Origin of the sequence: Pseudonocardia charpentierae, from assembly GCF_031845345.1 — a bacterium.
Classification (GTDB): domain Bacteria; phylum Actinomycetota; class Actinomycetes; order Mycobacteriales; family Pseudonocardiaceae; genus Pseudonocardia; species Pseudonocardia charpentierae.
Window position 1 is genome coordinate 42,064 of sequence record NZ_JAVREJ010000011.1, and the last position, 21,373, is coordinate 63,436.

Below are 21,373 nucleotides of genomic sequence, written 5' to 3' on the forward strand. Positions count from 1 at the left end.
AGTTTGCTGCAGCAGCGCTCCGCCGGTGACGAACCCGAGGTATCCGTGGCCCGGCAGGCGTGACCAGCCCGCCCGCGGTCACGACGACCGTCGAAATCACCGCCGCGGGGGCGAGGTGGAGTCGCGGTCGAAGGCCGCGCGGACATCGTCCACTTTCTCGGCTGCCTGCACCGGACGTCCGTTGAGCCCGTCGAGGCAACGCAGCCGTGTCGATCGGCGGGTGGTCATCGAGCACGCAGGCAGTTCCGTCGCTTCCGGCCAGGTTCGCCCCGTGCCCCCTTGACCGACCTCGGCGCCCCGCAGCAGGGTGACGTGTGACCGCAGGTGGTCGCGCGATGTTTCGCCTACTCGGCCCGGTCGCGGTCCTGGACCCGGCCGGCACGCCGCTGCCCGTGGGTGGTCCGCGTCGCCGTGCCCTGCTCGCGGCGCTGCTGCTGCATCCCGGCACGAACCTGCCCGTCGAGCGACTCGTCGGCATGCTGTGGCCGGACCCGCCCCCGCCGACCGCCTCGACGATGGTGCATGGAGCTGTGGCTGCACTCCGCAGGGCACTCGAACCGAGTGCGCCACACGTGCTTGTCACCCGCGACGGCGGCTACGTTCTCGAGGTCCCGCCGGAGTGGGTGGATGCCGCCCGGTTCGAGCGCGCCCTGGAGGCGGGGCGGCGGTTGCTTGCCACGTCGCCGCAGCGGGCGTCGAGTCTGCTTAGCGAGGCCCTGGCGGAGTGGCGGGGCCCGGCGCTGGCTGGGGTGGAGGAGCCGTTCGCTCGGGCCGCTGCCGCGCGGTGGGACGAGTTGCGCCTGCAGTGCTTCGAGCTGCACGCTGACGCGGAGCTGCGGCTTGGCCGTCATTCCACGGTGCTTGCCCGGCTGGACGAGCTGGCGGCGGCGCATCCGCTCCGGGAGGAGCTGTGTGCCCATCTGATCGTCGCGCTGTACCGGTGCGGCCGCCAAGCGGAGGCATTGGCGGCATACCGGAGGCTGCGCGCGACGCTGGTGTGCGAGCTGGGCGTCGAGCCGGGGGAGCGGTTGCGCGGGCTGGAGCTGGCGGTGCTGCGCCACGATCAGCGGTTGCAGCCGGCCCACACCAGTGGGGCCACGCTTCCCGCGCCGCTCGGATCATTCATTGGGCGGGACGGCGAGCTCGACGAGCTACCCGCTCTCGTGCGGTCGCACCGGCTGGTGACGCTGACGGGGCCGGGTGGGTCGGGTAAGACCCGCCTCGCACTGGAGGTTGCGCGCAGGCTGACCGACGTCGACACCTATCTCGTGGAGCTCGCACCGTTGCCGACGTCGGCCCTGGTTGCGGAGACGCTGGCCGTTGCCCTCGGCATCCGCGCCGAGCCTGGCCACGCGCTGGCCCGCACTGTCGCGGCGGCGCTGTCGTTCCGTCCGGCCGTCGTCGTGCTCGACAACTGCGAGCACCTCGTCTCCGCCTGCGCCGAGCTCGTCCAGACCCTGCTGGCCGGGGCGGCCGAGCTGTGTGTACTCGCGACCAGCCGCGAGCCGCTCGGTGTTCCCGGCGAACGCGTCCACGTCGTTCGCCCCCTGCCCGCAGCCGCGGCGGACGAGAGCTGGGAGCGCGCCGCGGCGAGCGACGCCGCGCGCCTATTCGCCGACCGAGCAGCGGCCGCCCACCCGGGCTTCACGGTGACCGCAGGCAACGCCGCGCTGGTTGGAGAGGTGTGCCGCCGCCTTGATGGCATGCCGCTCGCGATTGAGCTGGCCGCGGCGCGCGCCGCGACACTCCCGCTGGCCGAGCTCGCCGACCGGCTCGACGACCGCTTCGCGCTGCTGGAGTCCGCGACCCGCGCAGCCGACCCGCGCCACCGCAGCCTGGCGGCGGCGCTGGCGTGGGGCTACGACTTGCTGCCCGCCGCCGAACGAGCGCTCTTCGCGCGGCTCGCAGTCTTCCCCGCAGGGTTCGATCTTGCCGCGGCCCGGGCGGTCTGCGGCGGGCCGTCCGACGTGGCACTGCCGCTCGCGCGGCTGGTCGCGTCCTCGATGGTGAACCTCGACGACCAGGCCGACGGCGGAGCGCGCTACCGGCTGCTGGAGAGCGTGCGCGCGTATGCCGGGGAGCTGTTGGACGGGCCGACGCGCGCCGCCCTCGCCGACCGGCACGCCAGCCACTACCTCGGGCTGGCGCAGGAGGCGCAGCCCCGGCTGTTCGCGGCGGGCTCGGGGCCGTGGCTGGAGCGGCTGCACGCCGAGCGCGACAACCTGCGGGCAGCGCTCGCCTGGTGCTTCGATGCCGACCCGGAGCGCGGGGTGCGGCTGGTCAGGTGCCTCTGGCACTACTGGGATCTGCGTGGGTCACGGGACGAGGGCCTGCACTGGGTGCAGATGGCGCTCGCCGCGGTCGGACCCGACAGACCGGACCAGCGGATGCCGCTGCTCTCCGCCGGCGCGCTGCTGCACGTCGGCCGGGCCGACCTCGCGGAGACCGTCCGGCTGGCAACCGAGCAGCTCGCGCTGTCCGAGCCGCGCTGCGCTCGACGATGGGAGGGTGACGCGCTGGCGATGCTGGCGACCGTCGACTGGGCCCGCGGCCACTTCGACCGCGCCCAGCAGCGCTATGAAGACGCGGTTGAGGCCTGTCTCGACGGCGGCGACGTCTGGAGCGCGGCCCTGGCGGAGGCCCAGCTCGCCCGATTGCACCGCGACCGGCAGGAGCCGGACGCCGCACGTCTGGTCGCGCTGCGGTCGCTGGCTCACGCCGACGATGTCGGCGAAGACGTCGCGCGAGGGCTCGCCCTCGACGTGCTCGCGTCGCTTGAGTTCCGGTGGGGCGACACCGCCGAGGCCGGCCGGCTCGTCGCGGAGGCGCTCGCCCTGTACCGGGGGGTCCGCTACCGCGAAGGTGAGGCGTCGGCCCTTCGCCTCGCCGGGGAGATCGCGCTGCGCGCGGGGCGTACCGCCGCTGCTCGCGACGCCTTCCGCACCGCATTCGAGCTGTGCCGGCGCATCGGCCATCGGGCGGGAACGGCGGGCGCTCTCGAGGGACTCGCGGACGTCGCGACGATGTCGGGCGCGGGAGACGCGGCAGCGGCGCTGCTCGAGGAAGCGGCAGCGCTGCGGGCGAGGATCGGTGTACCGCGGTTGGCCGCTGGTTAGCCGTCAGTTAGCCGCCGCGTCGAGACTCGGATCACCGACGGAGCGAGGAGGCCCCCATGGCCGCGCCCACCGACATCACCGCCGATGTGATCCGACCCGACGATCCTGGGTACGACGACGCCCGCGCCGTGTTCAACGCGATGATCGACCGGCGACCGCTGGCGATCGTCCGGTGCCGGGACGCGCGCGACGTCGCAGCAGGGATCCGGTACGCCCGCGATCACGACCTCGTGCTGTCCGTCCGAGGCGGCGGCCACGGCGTCGCGGGGAACGCCGTCTGCGACGGGGGCATCATGCTCGACCTCTCGAGCATGAAAAACGTGACGGTCGATCCGGCCCAGCGGACCGCGCACGCCGGACCCGGACTCCTGCTCGGGGAGCTCGACGCTGCGACGCAACGCTTCGGACTGGCCACGCCGCTCGGCGTGATGTCCGGCACCGGGATCGCTGGGCTGACCCTGGGGGGTGGGCTCGGCTGGTGCAACTCCCGGTACGGCCTCACGTGCGACAATCTGATCGGTGCCGAGGTCGTCACCGCCGACGGCGACATCGTGCATGTCGGGCCGGACGAGCACCCCGACCTGCTGTGGGGGCTGCGCGGCGGCGGCGGCAACCTCGCCGTGGTCACGTCCTTCATATACCGGCTGCACCCGGTCTCGTCCGTGCTCGCGGGTGCGCTGACCCACCCCTGGGTCGCCGCCCGCGACGTCCTTCGCCACCATCACGCGTTCATGGCGTCAGCACCGGACGAGTTGGCCAGCGCCGTCTCGCTCGGCCTCGACGCCGCCGGAGCCCCCGCCGTCACGATCATCGTGTGCTGGTCGGGTGACCCGGCCGAGGGGGAGCGGGTCCTTCGGCCGCTGCGCTCGTTCGGCCCGCCGATCGGCGACTCGATCGGCGTGCTGCCCTACCTCGACTGGCAACGGACACCCGATCCCGGCTTTCCGCGCGGCCGCCTGCACTACTGGAAGTCCGGCTACCTGCGCCACCTCACCGACGCCGCGCTGGACGCGCTGCTCGCGATTGTGCCAACCATCCCGACACCGGCGGTCGGGATCGGGCTGCAAGGCCTGCGCGGCGCGGCAGCTCGTGTCCCGGTCGACGCCACCGCGTTCCCGCACCGCGCCGAGCAGTACGACCTGCTGATCCTCGCCCAGTGGTCCGACCCGGCCCGGACCGACGAGCACGTCGGATGGACACGTGCGGCGTTCGACGCCCTCCGGCCCCACCTCGAGGACGCGGTGTACGTCAACAACCTCGGCACGGAGGGCCCTGGGCGTGTCCGGTCCGCGTACGGCCCGAACCACGCCCGACTGGCCGCGCTCAAACACACCTACGACCCGGCGAACGTGTTTCGCCTCAACCAGAACGTCCCCCCGGGCTGAACCCGCGGTCGCACGGCGGCCACCCCACCGAGTACCGCCCCTGACGGGCCGCCGTTGACTGCCTCGAAGACGACCGCCGAAAGGCTGCGATCAAACCGTGAGCAGCGCGAACGTCGCTCCGCGATGCGGAATGAACCGGAAGCGGGACCAGCAGGCCAGCCCTTGGAACGTGGTGCCTCTCGTGCTGCGGCGGCACCGCCGGGGCCTCTTCGATGAAATCACGAGGCCGGCGGCCGACGCGAAGGGGCAGCACAGGTGACGGCCGCGAAGCGCACCGTGGCGGGCTACCCGGACTCAACCGGTCCTCGCAACACCGGCTTGTTGAGCTGAGCGTAGGTGTCCGTCGAGGGCTTCGGCGGGGGTCATCCAGCCGAGTGTCTTGCGGGGTCGGCCGTTGAGCGCCGCGGCGACGGCCTCGATCTCTTCAAGGTTCCAGCGGGACAGGTCGGTGCCCTTCGGGAAGAACTGGCGCAGCAGGCCGTTGGTGTTCTCGTTCGTGCCCCGCTGCCACGGGCTGTGCGGATCGGCGAAGTAGACCGCGATCCCGGTGTCGATTTTCAGCTGCGCATGCTGGGCGAGTTCCTTGCCGCGGTCCCAGGTCAACGACCGCCGCAACTGCTCGGGCAATGTGGCAATTTGTGCGGCGATCGCCTCACGCATTGCCTCGGCACCGTAGCCGCCCAACGCGGGACCGTTCTTCACCCGCGGTTCAACGCCATAGCCGTCCATGCGCGGCAGGTGTAGCAACATGGTGAACCGGGTCGTGCGCTCCACCAGGGTGCCGATCGCGGATCGGTCCGTGCCGATGATCAGGTCGCCCTCCCAGTGGCCGGGGACGGCGCGGTCGTCGACCTCGGCGGGCCGCTGACTGATCATGACCTCCGGTGTCACGTGACCGTTCGCTCGCTGCCGGGCTCGAGCCCGAGGAACGCGCAGCGCCCGTCCCGTGCGCAGGCAGGTGATGAGTTCGCGCTTGAGTGCGCCGCGGCCTTGGACATACAGGGCCTGGTAGATCGCCTCGTGCGAGATCCGCATCGACTTATCATCGGGGAAATCCACCCGCAGCCGGTTCGCGATCTGCTCCGGGCTCCATGCCGTGGCCCACCGCCGATCAGCGCGCCGGGCTTTGTTGCGGCCCTTCCACGTCGGCGTCACCGGACCTGCCACGGTCGTCCCGCTCGCGGTTTGGATCGTCCCGGCGAGCCGGTCCTGCACGTAGTCGCGCAGTCGCTGGTTCGTGACGAGTTTCGCGGTCTTCGGGCGGCGGCCCATCAGTTCGGCTTTCCACTGTGCGACCGACGCCCGGTAGTCGAGCCGGCCATTGCGGGTGGCCACGTTGCGACGCAGCTCCCGGGAGATCGTCGACGGTGCTCTGCCGAGCTGGCGGGCGATCTCCCGGACCCCGACGTGCTGGGCCCGCAGCAGGGCGATCTCCTCGCGCTCGGCGAAGGACAGGTACCGGCCCGACAGCGGCGCCAGGTCGATCAACGGCATGCCGCCACGGTCGCGGAACCACCGCGAACCGACCGGGCCCGACACGCCGCACGCGACCGCGGCGTCCTCACTGGTCAGCCCCTCGGCGATCTTTCGCCAGAAGGCGCGTTCGACATCACGGCGGATCGGCGGGCGGCCCGGCGACCGCATCGCCGGTCGTCCCGTGATCGTGACCATCCATCCTGGCTGCCGCCCCACCTGACACCTCCATGATCGAGGTGTTGCGAGGATCGGTTGAATCCACCCTATTCCTGCCCGTCCGACGACAGGTTATGACGGTCGGCCGCCGCTTACCCTGCGGTCTGAATTACTGAGCGCTACGATCCGGATCGGCCGAGGGCCCTGCAGCGCGCCCGAGGACGGCAGGAGCACCGCCCCTCTTCAGCGGACGTCCCGACCTCGAATAGACGCGGCCCATCGCTTGCCACCGACGAGGTGTAGGCCGCTGACCAGCGCTTTCAGAGCATCCGTGATCGTCGACCGGCTCGCAGCATACGGTCGGACTTGAGGCGTGGAGCGGTTCGTGGAATGAGTTCGTTCCACAAGTCATTCCGCGGAAGTGCGGCAGAGGTTGTTCATACTCGTTACGCTGAGCGATACGAGCAGCTCAAGCGTGGTGCCCGCGGCAGGATTCGAACCTGCGCCACCGCCTCCGGAGGCCGGTAGATCTCGTCATCGCCGACGCCTTCAAGCGTCCTACCTGGGCTTTCTGTTCGCGTCCTGTGTCTCTGATGCCCTCCTGCGTGCTGTGGTTCATTCCACGAGACATTCCACGAAACGTGTCCTCAATGGACAAGTTCGAGGCCTCGTGCTCGGCGAAGTCGGCGTGGTCCTTGATGTTGAACGTCGCGAGCGGTAACTCGCGGACGAGGCAGCAGGCTGCGATCCAGGAGTCGTTCGCCGGGCGAGGCGGGCCGCGCAGCTGTGCGTAGGCCTGGATCTCACCCCAACGGACGGCGACGTGCTGGTCGCAGGGGAGCACGACGAGGAAGGTCCGCATCGTCTCCAGGCTTCGCGACCCCAGCGGCGGACGAGGGTCCACTTGGTCAGCTCGCCGTACGTGACGAACGTGATGGCGATGGTGTGGCCGGCGAGCTGGCGGGCGAGGGTGTCGGAGGTGCGGCGGCGCAGGAGCGTGGAGGCGACGTCGGTGTCGACGACGACGAGGCTCACGCGAGGCCGACGCGCCGTGAGGCATAGAGATCGGCGAGGAAGGCCTCGTACTCCTCGTCGGACTCGAACGGGTCCTCGGCTGCTGCGAGGTCGTCCACCGACTTGATCGGCTTGACTCCCTGCCGGCGGGCAAGCTCCTCGGTCGGCACGAAGTCATCGTCCGGCCAGCGCTCGGGCTGCTCAGGCGTGCTACTCACGTCACCACCTCCGGTCCGAACCATCGTCGCACCTCCGCGGCGTTGCGGGACCGCGACACCCCGTCCCTGCCACCCAACCGTCGCTGGACGTCCAGCCAGTCGGCAGTAGCAGAACAGACGCGGTCCTTGCTGGAGTCAGACGAGGGGCTCTGAGGGGGTTCGATGGCTCGCCGCTCGACGTTGTGGACCGAAATCGCCCGTGATCGAGAGCTACGACAACGTCAGAACGCGCGAGCTGTGCGGGTCCACCAACAGGTCGCGAAGGAGCTGGCGACCGATGCCGCTCGGGCTCGCCAGGCCGATGACCGCGACGCAAAGGCACGGGAGAGAGAGCGCATCGAAGCCGAGCGCCACGCCGGACTCAACGAGGCCGACAACCAGAACGCACGCCTTGAGGCGAGAGTCGACGAGCTTGCGGCGCTCCTGAAGACGTGCGTCAGTGCGCCCCCGGTCACTGTGGAGCAGCTGACCGCGATTCAGCTTCCTCCCTTCGTACCCGGACCAGATGGTGTCGCTCTGGAGCCCCCCGAACGCCCCGTTATGCAGGATGGTGGCCTTCTCAGTCGATCTCGCCGACGCCGCGAGTACGAGCAAGCCGTGGAGCAGTACGCGTCAGCGTTCGAGCAGTACAAGGCCCGAGATCGCGGGCGTGTTGCGCGATTGGAAGCCCTACGAGAGGCGCATCGACAGCATGTCGAGGATCTGCGCGCTGCCGCTGTCGATCGCGCCGCCAATCTTCGAGCTGGCCTGCGAGACGGCGTCGAAGCCGTCGTCGAGGAGTTCGCCGTGCAGGCGATTGCAATGCTGCAGCTCCCCGACGGTATCGGGTTGGAACCGAAGGCGGCATACCGTCGCGATCCACGAGAGATCGTCGTGGACATTCAGCTACCCGATACGAAGGTGTTGCCGACCGAGAAATCGGTGAAGTACGTACATGTGCGCCGCTCCTTTACGGTGAAGGAGCGCTCACGAAACGAATTGGCGAACATGTACGGAGGTTTGCTCGCAACGCTTCCACTTTGCGTCGCGCAACTGCTGTTCTCGTCGCTCGATGCAGAAGTGCTCGACAGCGTCACTGTAAACGGCATCTTGCCTACCGCTGACCGCGCGACCGGGCGCCCTGTCGCTCGCTGTCTGGTGAGTGTCACCACGAGCCGCTCGACCTTTGACGAGCTGGTCCTTGATTCGCCTGAGTTGGACCCTGTCCTATGCATGCGTGAACTCGGCGCCAAGCTGTCGCCGCATCCACTCGACTACGAGGAGGTGCTACCGTTCCTGACATTCGAGCTGGCCAAGTATCGTCTTGACCTTTCAGTCGACGTCGCGGCCGGGATGGACGGCAGGGTCAACCTGTCGACGATGGACTGGGGCGAGTTCGAGCAGTTGATCCGCCAGCTCTTGCAGGAGATGACGGGTGCCGATTCTCGAGTAACGCGGCGATCAAAGGATGACGGGATCGACGGAGTCGTATTCGACTGCAACGCCGTCCTTGGTGGCGAGTTTATCGTGCAAGCCAAACGCTACCGCAACGTGGTGCCGGCGAACGACGTCCGTGCCCTGGCAGGCGTCATGCACGACAAGCGGGCAAATCACGCAATTTTCGTCACCACAGCTTGGTTCAGTGACGACGGCCGCCGCTTCGCGCTAGACAACCGAGTTCGACTCGTCGAAGGTCCGGAACTCAAGCACCTGCTGCGCGTGCACCTCGGACTCGACGTCCTTGTTCCGTCGGCTCGGCGGCGCCGTCGGGCTGGGGCGAACGATGCTGGCGTTGGACCAGCGGCCTGACTTACCGATCGTGAGCCGGCTGCCCTTCAGTTGCAGTGAGGTGCTCCGGAGCTGCCGCGGAGCATCGCCCCCAAACGCCGCCCTCCCTACGTTGCCATGACGAACATCGCCGGTGGCGCTCGCCGCTCAGGGCAACCAGATTGCCATCGCCGCTGGAGATGGTATCAGTGTCGTTCATGTTATCGACGCTGTTGGATAGCACGGGCGCCGTGACGTCAGTGCCAACCTGGGCCTTCTACTCCCATCTCGTGCCTCCTATTTGAACCTCACCGCCGTGCGTCCTCGTCTGCCCTCGGCGCGTCGTGCTCGGTGCGCTCGGGGACGGCGACCGCCAGGGCGGCGCTATTGACACCAAGATGACGCCACCGGACGGCGCGTTCGAGGGCGCCGCGGATGATCTAGTGCACCTTGTGCATGGTGCTGGTGGTCAACGGGCGGCAGGTGTGACCGGCGCGGGGGCGGCCGGTGCACATGTCGCGGCAGTGCAGGCGAGCGTTCCAGCAGCTCGACATCGAGCTTTGCGGCCTGGATTGGGCAAACGTCGGCAGGACGTAGAGCCGGATCAGGCCGTCGTAGCGCTCCACTAGCGTGCTCATTCGCCGCACATCCGTGCGCCATCTGGCTGCCCGAGCGAGAGACGGTGACACTGGCGAAGAGCTTGGGCGCGTAACTGCCTTTGAGAGCCCGCCGGTGGCTTTGTGTCTTGCCTCCGGCGAACAGCACCAACTCGATTACTGTTCCTGAGGCCAAGGGCAGAGCTGTGATCTCTAGTCAATCGGCCGGATTCGACTCCGATAGCTGCGAACGAATGACTGCCACCATGATCCTGGATTTCCTGATGCCATGGCATTAGCGGTTCGTGCGCCGACTTCTGTCTCAACGTCTAACCGACTGCTCTCGATCCAGTCCTTAGCCAGAACGTGCCCCTGATCTGTATATTCCATGGCTTGTGCCAAGCATTCAATCTTGTCTGCGTCGTGAGCTAGCTTGGATTCGAGAGTCTCTCTCTTGACGTACTCTTCGGCCAAGTCAAGCAGCTGACGCGCAAGGGGATCGGCAACCCCTTCAAGTTGCTGAGCAAGGACCGTGATGTCCGAACTCTTAGAAACGTACTTCTTGCCAACAGAAGGGATGTCCCCAGTTCGAGTCTCGGGGATGTCGTGCAGCAGGCACATCAGGGCCGTCTTCCCGGCGTCAGCGCCACACGCCATCGCCAAAATTGCCCCGATTACGGAGACCCGGTGTGAGTGCTCGGAAACGCTCTCCGGATGAGCTATCCCAGCCAGGAGCCAGCCGGTCCGGGGAGTTCGCTTGAGGTGGCCGATTTCATGGAAGAAGCGAGCCAGTGCTTGTTCGTGTCCGTCCGTCTCGCCACGGTTGACCTCTGTTGAGTCGAACTCAGTCATTGTGCCCTTCAGATGTACGGCGAATCTGCTTCGACAACTGGCGCGCTTCCTCAGCGAGTTCCTTCATGGAGGTTGCTTCGGCTCGGACGTCAAGTGCGTCTGCCAAGTTGCGCAACTGGTTACCGAACTTCGGATCGATTGTCTCCAGCGCGAGCGGTATGAAGGTAGTAACAAGGTACCAGACATAGGCGTCGTTGTATTCTCTGACTTCGTGGATGACCTCAGTAGCGGTGTGGGTTAGGCGCACCTCGGACGGTAATTCGAAAGTGGAGCGTACCGGGTAATCGCCTGTCCAAGTCGGAAACGCCCATGATTCGACGACTTTCACTATTCCGCTTCGTTCGACTCGGGCCTTGTAGCGTCTCGCTAGATCCAGGTCGTCTGCTTGTCGAAGCGCCCCCATGTACGAACCGCGGAGCATGAAGCCATACTTCTCCTCCCGACTGTTCTTTCTTACCTTGGCATCGGCTTGTTCGGCCACATCTCCAGACGCCTTCCCGAGTTGATGTGCCAAGTTGACCTCTGCTAGCGTACGCGGGAAGGAGTATCCACGTCGAGCGAGCAGCTTACTTAATACGTCCCTCATGGCCGCTTGTAGTTCGGTGCGATCCTTCAGGATATCAAAGTTGGGGTTATTGCCGCATGCAACATCCAATGCTCGGCTCTGCTTAAGGCCCCAGGCGGCCTGCAGATGCTTGATTGCGCGATCTTGATCGCCGCGTAAGACATGGTAGACAGATTCAAGTGAATTTAACAGGTATTGCGGTGTAATGCCACCCGCAAGTGCGCGGTCCAGCTCGTCCATATTGAGTGCGAACCCGGATTTCTGAAACAGCTGGACGACTTGCGCGGAGCGCTCTCTAAAAACAGATGCGGCATAGTATTCGGTCGCACCTGGTATCACCGAGAGAAGTCGCTTGAGATTGATCGATTCGATCTCTTGATCCCAAGTCTCGCTCAACCAGACCCGGTACAGGGTTGCCTCATTCACCTCGATCATCGCGGCGAGGCTGGCCACGTTGAAGCCCGCCTTCTCCGCGAGGTCGCGTAGACGGCGTCGCGGCAGCTCACTGCCGCAGCTTGAAGGCTCCATCTACGCACCGTAACTGATCACTGGCGGGGGGGCCTAGCTGGGCACACGTCAACCCTCTTGCGTGCACGCAAGAGGGTTCAACTCGCTGTGGCAGGTGAAGCGCGGCCTTAGATAGCTTCGCAGCGGCGGGAATCCTCTCTTGAGACGTGACCCCATGGGCGGTAGAGGCGACCATACATCTGGCGACAAGGCAGCAATAACGCTTATCGCTGAGGTGCCGATTTAGCACTACATGTGAGATTGTAGAACTACTGCAGGTGACCCTGTTGTGATAATTTGTAGTTGAGAGTGGGGCTGTCGGGGATGTGCGGCCATTATCGAGCTCTTAAGCGCCTCGTTGCTGTCCTGCAGCCAATTTCAAGCAGCTATAGTAAGACTATAGTTGGCTCCTGAGTCCCAGCTTTCCAGTCAACGGTGGTGCGAGTCCACCATGCCTCGCATATGCACGCTTAACGTGGGCTTAGGGCTCGAATCCATCACTGTGCAACCTAGGCTGCTTGTCTGCCTTGAGCACTGGCTTGACGTCCCTGGCAACTGTTGATTAGGTCACGGGCTCCTTAGATGGAAGCCGGTACACAGTTCAGGCTTCGGTGTCAGTCGCAGAGATTAATCTTTCAGAGAGTTGCAACCGCGAGTACACCAGGAGGTGTCGTCAAAGCGACGACATGCTGAAAGGTGGGGCACGGTGACTGACCGCGAAGTGGACAACCAGGAGCCACGCTTACGGTTCGACGTCGATCTCGCGATCCGCGTAGCGGAATTGTCCATCGATGTTGCTGAGGTGCTGCAGGATGGAAGCCCGGCAACCTACGCGCTGGTGGCCGTCCGGGCCGTGGCCCTGGTCGTGGACGTCGCAAAGAAGCGACGTAAGAAGAAGTAGAATCACTGGAGTGGCGGCGCTGGAGGAGTCCAGACGCCGCCACTCTGCTGTTGTAGGCTCATGTCAAATCCCTCCATAGCCCGAGTGCCTGGATCGAGGGACTGATTGAGCCCACTCGACGCCGGTGAGCGGCACGCCCTCCGGCTTGGCCTCGATGACGTCGACCGCGCGGCGGTCGACGTAGAGCAGATAGTCGGCGCGGCCGTGTCCGCGCTTCATGATGACCTTGCGGACGGCGACACCTTGTCCACCAAACAGGTTGAGCCCGGTCTGGCTCTGCACACCTTCGCGCAGGCGTGCGCCTGTGTTAGCCAATCAGGGTGATCGGACCGGTGTCGTCGGACGTCCGTACTCCAGGTAGGCGACCGATGGGGATCCCACGGCCGCACGCACGCGGTGAGCAATGCGGTCGATCACATACTCGTCGAGCTGCGCCGGATCGACCCACTCCCACCGGTCCAGCTCGTCGGCCGGCAAGCTGATCCGGGCCTCATCCGCCCCCAGGTTGCCGCAGTCGAACATGAAGAGGATCTTGTCGCCCTCGCGGTCGTTCGGCGCCCAGTCCACGCTGATCAGTTTCAGGGTCTCCCGGTCGATCCCGAGTTCCTCCCGCAGCTCGCGGCGGCATGCCGCGGCCGGCGACTCGCCGCGCTCGACGTAGCCGCCCGGGATGTCCCAGGTGTCCTTGTACGTCGGATGGACGAGCAGGACGCGGCCCTGATCGTCGAAGAACAGGGCGCCGGCGGCGACGCGCGGGGTTGCAAAGGACGCGGTCGGGTCGGTCACGCGTCCGAGCGTAGGGCCGTGGCTCAGGCGAGGTGCAGCCGCCCGGCGAGCTGCTCCAGGGGCACGCTGCGGGGACCGCGAATGTTGCGGAGCCAGCTGAGTACGAGCTGTCGGTTGAGCGTTGTGGCGCCGCCGCTGCCGTGGCCCAAGCGGCCGGCGACGGTGCGGATGTCGACGCCGGCGGCGACGAGCTCGGTTGCGGAGTAGTGCAGGCGGGTGCTGCGGAGCGTCAGCTTGAGCGCGAGTTTGCGGTAGCGCTGGCTGATGGCGCGAGGCGCGTACGGGGCCAGGCCGTCGGCGGAGGTGGAGAACACGAAGGCGTCCGGACTAAGTACCGCGCCCAGCTCGTCGAGGCGCTGCTCCCACCGTTGCCGGTGCGCGGTCAAAAGCTCGACGGTGTGCGCGTCGAGGGCGATCTTCCGCGCCTGGCCGGTCTTGGTGTGTTTCTCCTTCACGCCGGCCTTCGGCTGGGCGTTGCTGCGGATGATGGACAGCAGGCCGCGATCGAAGTCGATGTGGCGCCAGCGCAGAGCCGAGATCTCGCCTCTGCGCGGGCCGGTCAGCATGGTGAGCCAGAGGAGCAGGCCCCACTCCGGGTCGCTCCACGCCGCGTTCAGCGGCCGCGCAGCCTCGTCCGCGCTGGGCGGGTCGGGTTCGGTCCGCTCGGGAGAGGGGGCGACGGCCATCGCGGCCTTGTTCACGCCGAGGTGGCGCCAGCGGACCGCGCGCTCCAGGGCGCCGCGGATGATGTAGTGCACCTTGCGGGTGGTGCTCGTCGAGAGCGGGCGGCACGTGTGGCCGGCCGACGGTCGTCGGCCGGTGCACATGTCGCGGCAGCGGTGCAGGCGGGCGTAGAAGCGTTCCAGCAGCTCGGCGTCGAGCTTCGCGGCCTGGAGGTGCCCGAACGTCGGCAGGACGTAGAGCCGGATGAGGTCCTGGTACCGCTCGCGGGTCGTGTCCTCCAGCGCGGCGACGTCGAGCCACTGCTCGACGGCCTGCTTGACCATGATCTTCGATTTGGGCTGCTGGTCCTCGTCGACCTGGCGCTGGAGCTTGACCGCAGCCTTCTTGGCCTCGTCGTAGGTCTTGACCGTCTCGCGGATGTAGCGCGGCCGGCGAGTCAGCGGGTCGGTGCCGGCGAAGACGACGGCCCGGTAGTTGCCGCTGGGAAGTTGCTCGATGTGGCCGCGCTGGCGTCGAGTCCGCGGTGGCATGGGATGAGAGTAGGAGCGTTCATCCCACGATCCATCCCACGCGCCGAAGCGCGTTGCGATCGGGAAGAGAAGAACCGCTGGTCAGCGGGTGGTGCCCCCGGTAGGATTCGAACCTACGCCACCGCCTCCGGAGGGCGGTGCTCTATCCCCTGAGCTACGGGGGCCGTAGCTAGATGAACCCTAGCGCACCCCCGGCCGGCCTCGTGGGGGCACCCTCAGCGCCCAGGTGATCGCCGATGGCGCGTCAAGGCTGTTCATCCGACAGCAGCACGCGCGTCCGGATCGGGATCATCAGCAGCGGACGCGCCGGAACGGCGATCATGGTCGTTGCGCCGGAACCGCCGCCGCAACGACCTCGCCAACCCGCCGTCGCACAGCTTTCGGCGCCGACGCACCCGCACAGCATGTGCGCAGGCCCTGCTACCTGTGCGACAGCGCCACCACCTGTGTGACGGGCGGCGGGTCAGAGCGGCAGCGGCGTCCCACCGCGGGCCGCGAGCAACTGCTTCAGGTACTCGCTCTCGCTCGTCTGCGAGCTCAGCATCTGCGCGGCCAGGTTGCGCACCTCCGGCACCGACGCGTGCTCCGACGCGTACTGCAGCATGAGCACGCCGCCCTCGTGGTGGCGGAGCATGAGCTGTAGGAACAGCACGTCCATCTGGTCGCCGGACGCCGCCCGCAGGGAGCGGAGCTGGTCCGACGTGGCCATGCCGGGCATCGAGTCGACGCCGCCGTTCGACGTCATCGAATGGGAGTGGGCGTCGTCGGCCATCCACGCCATGTGCTTGCCGCCGGGCGCCTCCGACGCCATGCCCCACAGCCCCAGCCAGCCCTGCATGCGGCCGATCTGCTGGAGCTGGGTGGTCTCGATGTCGAAGGCGAGCTGTTTGAGCGCGGGGTCGGTGGTGTGGTCGCGCTCCCAGGAGGCCATCTGGACGGCCTGCTGGTGGTGCACGGACATGTCCTGCGCGAACCCGACGTCGACGGAGTCGGCGGTCGGGGTCGACGTCGCGGACGACCCGGGCAGCCCGATCAGCAGGCCCGCAGCGGCCCCGAACAGCAACAGCCCGACCGCGGCCAGCACCGCGATCAGCGGGCGGGCCCACCCCCTGCGCTCGGCAGGGGGTGCCGGTGGGGCCTCGAGGGTCACTGCGAAGGCACCGGGGCGTCGGGTGCGACGGTCGCGGGGGTGGCGCTGATCTCGGGCTGTGAACCGGGGGTGCCCGGCGCCGGGGCGGCGACGAACGGCGGCGGGTTGTCCTGGTCGAAGGCGCCCGGCCCGGTGGCGTCGCAGCTCGCGCCGACCTCGGGGTGCGTGTACTGGTTCTGCTTCAGCGCCGAGATGAACTCGTCGATGCGCGGGTCGGTGACGTCGCCGACCTTGAGCTGGTGGCCCCACGACTGCAGTGACACCGGGGAGTCGAGGCCGGGGTAGGGCGACATCACCATGTAGCGCTCGCCGTCGACCTTCTTCTGCAAGGTGGAGAGCGCGTCGCCCGTGATCTGGTCCGGGTTGTACGCGATCCACACCGCGCCGTGTTCCAGGGAGTGCACGAGGTTCTCGGTGCGCACGGCGGTCGGGTAGACGACGCCGTTGCACGCGGCCCAGTAGCCGTCGTGCGCGCCGCCGAACGGCGGGGCGTGGGTGTAGGCGACCTGCTGGTCCGGCGTGACGTGCTGGCCGCCCGCGTACTGCTGGGAGACGATCCCGGCGATCTGCAGCGACGGGTCCTGGTTCGTCGCGGACGGCGTGAACTTGGACAGGGCCGCGCGCTCTGCGTCCTTGGCCCGGTTGGCCGCGATGCCGTAGCCGAAGACGCCGACCGCGATCAGCAGCACCACCGCGACGGCGGCGATCGTTCCCCAGGGTGTGGCCCGCTTCGTCACCACGGAGGCGCGCGTGTTGCGCGAGGCCTTGCTGCTCTTGCCGCTGACCATCGACCGTCCCGACCCTCCGTGGACCGTCACCCGGACGACCCTGGCGTGCTCCGGTCACCGAGTCTAGGAGCGCCGCCTGAGAGGGCCGTGAGAAGCCCCCACGGCGGACAGGCCCGGGAGACGCCGTACCGCACTCCCTAGAATCGATTCGTGACCCCCGCCCTGCTCGACGATCTCGTGCGCGCCGCCGCGTCCGAGGTCCTGGCCGTCCGCGGGCTGGATCCCGCGGCGCTGCCGGCCGACGCCGGAGTCGAGCGGCCCCGCAATCCCGCGCACGGCGAGTACGCCACGAGCGTCGCGCTGCGCACCGCGGGCCGGATCGGGGTGGAGCCGCGCGAGCTGGCGGGCTGGCTGGCCGAGGCGCTCATCCGCATGCCCGAGGTGGCGGGCGCCGAGGTGGCCGGGCCTGGCTTCCTCAACCTCCGCATGACGCCCGACGGCCGATCGGCGCTGGTGGCGGAGGTGCTTGCGGAGGGCGAGGACTACGGCCTGGACGGTGCGTCCCTCGTCGAGGCGGCGGCGGACCTGCTGGTGGTGGCCGCGCCGGAGGGGCTCGTCGAGGCCGTCGGCGCGGACGCCGCGCGGTACGCCCTGGCGTGCGGCCGGGTGATCGACGTCGCTCTGCTCCGGCGGCGGACCGCCGACAACCCGGTCTTCCGCATCCGCTACGCGCACGCCCGCGCCGCGTCGCTGATCCGCAACGCCGCCGACCTCGGCATCGGGCTCGGAACGGACCTGCGGCCGCTCGCACATCCCCGCGAGGCCGAGCTGGTGTGTGCGATCGGACACTTCCCGGCCGTGGTGCGCTCGGGCGAGCCGCACCGTGTGGCGCGGTACCTCGAGGCGCTGACCGGCGCCTTCTTCGACGTCCAGGACGTCTGCCCCGTGCTGCCGGTGGGGGACGCGGACGTCACTGACCTGCACCGTGCGCGGCTGGCGCTGGTCGTCGCCGTGCGCCAGGTGCTCGCGAACGGGCTCGGGCTGCTCGGCGTGAGCGCACCCGACCGAATCTGACAAGAGGATCAAGTGAACGCTCATCCCGCCGGACCGCTGCACGCCGGCGTGCTGCCCCCGGCCGAGTCCGCGGGTGTGCACCCGCGTGACGCCGCCGACCTCGACGCGCTCGCTCCGGCGGTATGGCCACGGAGTGCCCGCCGCGGAGACGCGGGCGTCGTCGAGCTGGCCGGCGTGGACGTCCGCGACCTGGCCGAGCAGTACGGCACGCCGCTGTTCGTCGTCGACGAGGCCGACTTCCGGGCCCGTGCCGCGGGGTTCGCCGCGGCGTTCGGTGCGCGGTCGGTGCACTACGCGGCCAAGGCGTTCCTGTGCGCGGAGGTCGCCCGCTGGGTCGCCGACGAGGGGCTGAGCCTGGACGTCTGCAGCGGCGGTGAGCTGGCCGTGGCGCTGCGGGCGGGCTTCCCCGCGGACCGGATCGCGTTCCACGGCAACAACAAGTCCACCGACGAACTGATCGCCGCGGTCGAGGCCGGCGTCGGCTATGTGGTGGTCGACTCGCTGTTCGAGATCACGCGGCTCGACGCCGTGGCCCGCGAGCGGGGCGTGACGGTGCCGGTGATGATCCGGCTCACGGTGGGTGTCGAGGCCCACACCCACGAGTTCATCGCGACGGCGCACGAAGACCAGAAGTTCGGTTTCTCGATCGCCGGCGGGCCGACGAGCGATGCCGCGGAGGCCGCACGCCGGGTGTTCAAGGCCGACGCGCTGACGATGGTCGGCCTGCACAGCCACATCGGCAGCCAGATCTTCGACACCGAGGGTTTCGAGGTGGCCGCGCACCGCGTCGTCCGCTTCCTGGCGCAGCTGCACCGCGAGCACGGGCCCGAGGCGCTCGCCTCCGTGCACACCCTGGATCTCGGCGGTGGCTTCGGCATCGCGTACCGGCCCGGCGACGATCCCGTCGACGTCGCGAGCCTCGCCGACGAGCTGCGCGCGATCGTGGCCCGCGAATGTGCCGCGGCCGGGCTGCCGGCCCCGGCGATCGCGGTCGAGCCCGGGCGGGCGATCGCGGGACCGGGCACCGTGACCCTCTACGAGGTGGGCACGCTCAAGGACGTGCCGCTGACCGGGGGGACCCGTCGTTACGTCAGTGTGGACGGCGGCATGAGCGACAACATCCGGACGGCGTTGTACGACGCGGAGTACGACGTGCGGCTGGTGTCCCGCGGGTCGCAGGTCGACGGCACGGGGGAGAGCACGTTGTCGCGCGTGGTCGGCAAGCACTGCGAGTCGGGTGACATCGTGGTGCGCGACTGCTGGCTGCCTGCGGACCTCGCTCCGGGCGACCTGCTGGCCGTGGCGGCCACCGGCGCGTACTGCTACTCCATGGCCAGCAGCTACAACCGGCTGCCGCGGCCCGCGGTGGTCGCCGTGCGCGACGGTGCGGCAAGGGCGATCCTGCGCCGCGAGACCGTCGCCGACCAGTTCCGCCTGGAGGTGACCCCGTGAACGCCCTGCGCGTCGCCCTGCTCGGCTGCGGCACCGTCGGAACCGAGGTCGTGCGGCTGCTGCACGAGCAGTCGGACGAGCTGGCCGCGCGGGTCGGTACCCGCATCGAGCTGGCCGGGGTGGCCGTGCGCCGCCCGCGTCGGCACCCGGAGCTGGGCGACCTGGTCACGACGGACGCGTCCGCGCTGGTGGCGCGCGACGACGTGGACGTCGTCGTCGAGGTCATCGGCGGCATCGAGCCCGCCCGGACGCTCCTGCTCGAGGCGCTGAAGGCCGGCAAGTCGGTGGTGACGGCGAACAAGGCGCTGCTGGCCGAGGACGGCGCGGCGCTGGCCGAGGCGGCCGACGCCTCCGGTGCCGACCTCTACTACGAGGCGTCGGTGGCCGGGGCGATCCCGCTGCTGCGGCCGCTGCGCGAGTCGCTGGCCGGCGACCGGATCACCCGCGTGGCCGGGATCGTCAACGGCACCACGAACTTCATCCTCTCCGCGATGACCGCCTCGGGCTCCAGCTACGCGGACGCGCTGGACGAGGCCACCCGCCTCGGCTACGCGGAGGCGGACCCGAGCGCGGACGTCGACGGCTACGACGCCGCGTCGAAGGCCGCGATCCTCGCGTCGCTCGCCTTCCACACCCGCGTGACCAGCGCCGACGTGTACTGCGAGGGCATCCGCGACGTCAGCGCCGCGGACATCGCGGCCGCCGCCGGGCTCGGCTTCGTGATCAAGCTGGTGGCGATCTGCGAGCGGACCCCGGCCGACGGGACCTACCCGGAGAGCGTCTCCGCCCGGGTCCACCCGGCGATGATCCCGGCCGGGCACCCCCTGGCCTCGGTGGACGGGGCGTTCAACGCGGTGTTCGTCGAGGCCGAGGCGGCGGGGCAGCTGATGTTCTACGGCCAGGGTGCGGGCGGCGCGCAGACGGCGAGCGCGGTGCTCGGCGACGTCGTGGCGGTGGCCCGCAACCGGGTCGTCGGCGGGCGCGGGCCGCGCGAGTCGACGCACGCGAACCTGCCGGTGCGCCCCATCGGTAGCGTGCCGACCCGCTACCACGTGAGCCTGGACGTCGCGGACCGAGCCGGCGTGCTCGCGACCATCGCGGGGGAGTTCGCCCGCCACGACGTGAGCATCGCGGCGGTGCGCCAGACCGGCGGCCGTGGCGACGGCGAGGGCGACGCGCGCCTGGTCGTCGTCACGCACGAGGCGCCGGAGGCGGCGCTGGCCGCGACCGTCGAGGTGCTCAGTGGACTCGATGCCGTGCGCGGCGTGGAAAGCGTGGTCCGGGTCGAGGACCTGGGCCGCACGGCACCGGAGGTGGGCACGTGATGGCCGGGATCATGGGCGCAGGAACCCGGGCCGGATGGCCCGGAGTGATCGAGGCCTACCGGGACCGGATGCCGGTCGAGCCCGACTGGACGATCGTCACACTCGGTGAGGGCGGTACCCCGCTGCTCCCCGCGCCGTACCTGTCGGACCGCGCGGGCTGCGAGGTGTTCCTCAAGGTCGACGGCGCGAACCCGACGGCGTCGTTCAAGGACCGCGGGATGACGATGGCGGTCACGGACGCGCTGGCGCGGGGCCAGCAGGGCGTGATCTGCGCGTCGACCGGCAACACGTCGGCCTCGGCGGCCGCCTACGCCGCCCGGGCGGGCATGTCCTGCGCGGTGCTCGTCCCGCAGGGCAAGATCGCGCTCGGGAAGCTGGCACAGGCCGTCGCGCACGGCGCGCGGATCCTGCAGATCGACGGCAACTTCGACGACTGCCTCGAGCTCGCCCGCAAGACCGCGCAGGACTACCCGGTCGCAGCGTTGGTCAACTCCGTCAATCCCACCCGGATCGCCGGCCAGGCCAGCGCGGCGTACGAGATCTGCGACGTGCTCGGCCGCGCTCCCGACATCCACTGCCTGCCCGTCGGCAACGCCGGCAACATCACCGCCTACTGGGCGGGCTACCAGGCGTACGCGAAGGACGGCCTGATCGACGCCCTGCCGCGGATGTTCGGCTTTCAGGCCGCAGGTGCGGCACCGCTGGTGCACGGCGCGCCCGTGCGCCACCCGGAGACGATCGCGACCGCGATCCGCATCGGCGCTCCCGCCTCGTGGACGCAGGCCATCACGGCGCGTGACGAATCCCGCGGGCGGTTCGCGGCGGTGACGGACGACGAGATCCTCGCGGCGTACCGGCTGCTCTCGTCGCGGGAGGCGGTGTTCGTCGAGCCGGCGTCGGCGGCGAGCGTGGCGGGCCTGCTGCAGTCGGCCGGCGACGGGACGTTGCCTCCGGGGTCGCTGGTGGTGTGCACGGTGACGGGGCACGGCCTCAAGGACCCCGACACCGCGCTGCTCGCCGCCCCGGATCCGACGGTGGTGCCGATCGACCCGGGCGTCGTGGCGGACGCGCTGGAGCTGAGGTGACGCAGTCGTCAGGCGAAGCCCTCCGTC

General features: G+C 68.9%; 18 protein-coding genes and 1 tRNA gene. 8 read left to right on the forward strand and 11 right to left on the reverse strand.

Going from position 1 to position 21,373, the window contains the following annotated elements:
• The first annotated feature begins 335 nt into the window (after positions 1 to 335).
• Both RM445_RS16390 and RM445_RS16395 read left to right on the forward strand, forming a co-directional pair.
• Positions 336 to 3,116, forward strand: coding sequence for an ATP-binding protein (locus RM445_RS16390; protein WP_311557261.1), 2,781 nt, complete (start codon positions 336 to 338; stop codon positions 3,114 to 3,116).
• Between the two features lie 56 nt (positions 3,117 to 3,172).
• The gene (locus RM445_RS16395) at positions 3,173 to 4,501 is read left to right on the forward strand and encodes an FAD-binding oxidoreductase (protein ID WP_311557262.1); all 1,329 of its coding nucleotides are present in this window, start codon (positions 3,173 to 3,175) and stop codon (positions 4,499 to 4,501) included.
• Positions 4,502 to 4,795: 294 nt separating this feature from the next.
• On the opposite strand, the gene RM445_RS16400 is transcribed toward RM445_RS16395, so the two are convergent.
• On the reverse strand, positions 4,796 to 6,172 hold the full coding sequence (locus RM445_RS16400) for an IS30 family transposase (RefSeq protein ID WP_449619186.1): 1,377 nt from the start codon (positions 6,170 to 6,172) through the stop codon (positions 4,796 to 4,798).
• Positions 6,173 to 7,164: 992 nt separating this feature from the next.
• On the reverse strand, positions 7,165 to 7,365 hold the full coding sequence (locus RM445_RS16410) for a hypothetical protein (RefSeq protein ID WP_311557263.1): 201 nt from the start codon (positions 7,363 to 7,365) through the stop codon (positions 7,165 to 7,167).
• A gap of 162 nt (positions 7,366 to 7,527) precedes the next feature.
• Here RM445_RS16410 and RM445_RS16415 point away from each other — a divergent pair, with 162 nt between their 5' ends.
• Positions 7,528 to 9,153 (forward strand): restriction endonuclease, encoded by a 1,626-nt coding sequence (locus RM445_RS16415; protein WP_311557264.1) that lies wholly within the window; start codon positions 7,528 to 7,530, stop codon positions 9,151 to 9,153.
• A gap of 398 nt (positions 9,154 to 9,551) precedes the next feature.
• Here the strand turns inward: RM445_RS16415 and RM445_RS16420 are convergent, their stop codons facing one another.
• The 3 genes from RM445_RS16420 to RM445_RS16430 all read right to left on the reverse strand — a co-directional run bounded on the left by RM445_RS16420 (position 9,552) and on the right by RM445_RS16430 (position 11,652).
• Entirely contained in the window at positions 9,552 to 9,737 is a 186-nt protein-coding gene (locus RM445_RS16420; protein ID WP_311557265.1) for a hypothetical protein, read from the reverse strand.
• Between the two features lie 183 nt (positions 9,738 to 9,920).
• On the reverse strand, positions 9,921 to 10,559 hold the full coding sequence (locus RM445_RS16425) for an HD domain-containing protein (protein WP_311557266.1): 639 nt from the start codon (positions 10,557 to 10,559) through the stop codon (positions 9,921 to 9,923).
• On the reverse strand, positions 10,552 to 11,652 hold the full coding sequence (locus tag RM445_RS16430; protein ID WP_311557267.1) for a hypothetical protein: 1,101 nt from the start codon (positions 11,650 to 11,652) through the stop codon (positions 10,552 to 10,554). Before RM445_RS16430 ends, RM445_RS16425 begins: the two co-directional genes overlap by 8 nt.
• Positions 11,653 to 12,337: 685 nt before the next feature.
• Here RM445_RS16430 and RM445_RS16435 point away from each other — a divergent pair.
• The gene (locus RM445_RS16435; RefSeq protein ID WP_311557268.1) at positions 12,338 to 12,532 is read left to right on the forward strand and encodes a hypothetical protein; all 195 of its coding nucleotides are present in this window, start codon (positions 12,338 to 12,340) and stop codon (positions 12,530 to 12,532) included.
• 63 nt (positions 12,533 to 12,595) lie between these two features.
• Here RM445_RS16435 and RM445_RS16440 read toward each other — a convergent pair whose 3' ends face one another.
• The 6 genes from RM445_RS16440 to RM445_RS16465 form a co-directional block, all read right to left on the reverse strand.
• Positions 12,596 to 12,814 (reverse strand): hypothetical protein, encoded by a 219-nt coding sequence (locus RM445_RS16440; protein WP_311557269.1) that lies wholly within the window; start codon positions 12,812 to 12,814, stop codon positions 12,596 to 12,598.
• Between the two features lie 33 nt (positions 12,815 to 12,847).
• The gene (locus tag RM445_RS16445) at positions 12,848 to 13,318 is read right to left on the reverse strand and encodes an NUDIX hydrolase (RefSeq protein ID WP_311557270.1); all 471 of its coding nucleotides are present in this window, start codon (positions 13,316 to 13,318) and stop codon (positions 12,848 to 12,850) included.
• A gap of 23 nt (positions 13,319 to 13,341) precedes the next feature.
• Positions 13,342 to 14,532 carry a site-specific integrase gene (locus RM445_RS16450; RefSeq protein ID WP_311557272.1) on the reverse strand — a complete coding sequence of 397 codons (1,191 nt, stop codon included), beginning with the start codon at positions 14,530 to 14,532 and terminating at the stop codon, positions 13,342 to 13,344.
• Between the two features lie 89 nt (positions 14,533 to 14,621).
• A tRNA-Arg gene (locus RM445_RS16455) sits at positions 14,622 to 14,696 on the reverse strand.
• A 299-nt stretch (positions 14,697 to 14,995) separates the two neighbouring features.
• Entirely contained in the window at positions 14,996 to 15,682 is a 687-nt protein-coding gene (locus tag RM445_RS16460; protein ID WP_311557274.1) for a DUF305 domain-containing protein, read from the reverse strand.
• Entirely contained in the window at positions 15,679 to 16,500 is an 822-nt protein-coding gene (locus tag RM445_RS16465; protein WP_397469334.1) for a DUF3105 domain-containing protein, read from the reverse strand. The genes RM445_RS16460 and RM445_RS16465 overlap by 4 nt, the downstream gene beginning before the upstream one ends.
• A gap of 120 nt (positions 16,501 to 16,620) precedes the next feature.
• On the opposite strand from RM445_RS16465, the gene RM445_RS16470 reads away from it, so the two are divergent.
• From RM445_RS16470 to thrC, 4 genes are read left to right on the forward strand one after another with little or no spacing between them, the layout of a single operon-like run.
• A complete protein-coding gene (locus tag RM445_RS16470) occupies positions 16,621 to 17,484 on the forward strand; it encodes a DALR anticodon-binding domain-containing protein (protein WP_311557276.1) in 864 nt (287 codons plus the stop codon).
• Between the two features lie 12 nt (positions 17,485 to 17,496).
• On the forward strand, positions 17,497 to 18,936 hold the full coding sequence (gene lysA, locus RM445_RS16475) for a diaminopimelate decarboxylase (protein WP_311557277.1): 1,440 nt from the start codon (positions 17,497 to 17,499) through the stop codon (positions 18,934 to 18,936).
• Positions 18,933 to 20,261 carry a homoserine dehydrogenase gene (locus RM445_RS16480; protein ID WP_311557278.1) on the forward strand — a complete coding sequence of 443 codons (1,329 nt, stop codon included), beginning with the start codon at positions 18,933 to 18,935 and terminating at the stop codon, positions 20,259 to 20,261. The genes lysA and RM445_RS16480 overlap by 4 nt, the downstream gene beginning before the upstream one ends.
• Entirely contained in the window at positions 20,261 to 21,346 is a 1,086-nt protein-coding gene (gene thrC / locus RM445_RS16485; protein WP_311557484.1) for a threonine synthase, read from the forward strand. Before RM445_RS16480 ends, thrC begins: the two co-directional genes overlap by 1 nt.
• The last annotated feature ends 27 nt before the right edge of the window (positions 21,347 to 21,373 follow it).

What these genes read in the sequence shown, in the direction of transcription:
- RM445_RS16390 (WP_311557261.1), top strand. Translation starts at nt 336, where the DNA reads ATGTTTCGCCTACTCGGCCCGGTCGCGGTCCTGGACCCGGCCGGCACG.
- RM445_RS16395 (WP_311557262.1), top strand. Translation starts at nt 3,173, where the DNA reads ATGGCCGCGCCCACCGACATCACCGCCGATGTGATCCGACCCGACGAT.
- RM445_RS16400 (WP_449619186.1), bottom strand. Translation starts at nt 6,172, where the DNA reads ATGGTCACGATCACGGGACGACCGGCGATGCGGTCGCCGGGCCGCCCG.
- RM445_RS16415 (WP_311557264.1), top strand. Translation starts at nt 7,528, where the DNA reads ATGGCTCGCCGCTCGACGTTGTGGACCGAAATCGCCCGTGATCGAGAG.
- RM445_RS16425 (WP_311557266.1), bottom strand. Translation starts at nt 10,559, where the DNA reads ATGACTGAGTTCGACTCAACAGAGGTCAACCGTGGCGAGACGGACGGA.
- RM445_RS16430 (WP_311557267.1), bottom strand. Translation starts at nt 11,652, where the DNA reads ATGGAGCCTTCAAGCTGCGGCAGTGAGCTGCCGCGACGCCGTCTACGC.
- RM445_RS16450 (WP_311557272.1), bottom strand. Translation starts at nt 14,532, where the DNA reads ATGCCACCGCGGACTCGACGCCAGCGCGGCCACATCGAGCAACTTCCC.
- thrC (WP_311557484.1), top strand. Translation starts at nt 20,261, where the DNA reads ATGGCCGGGATCATGGGCGCAGGAACCCGGGCCGGATGGCCCGGAGTG.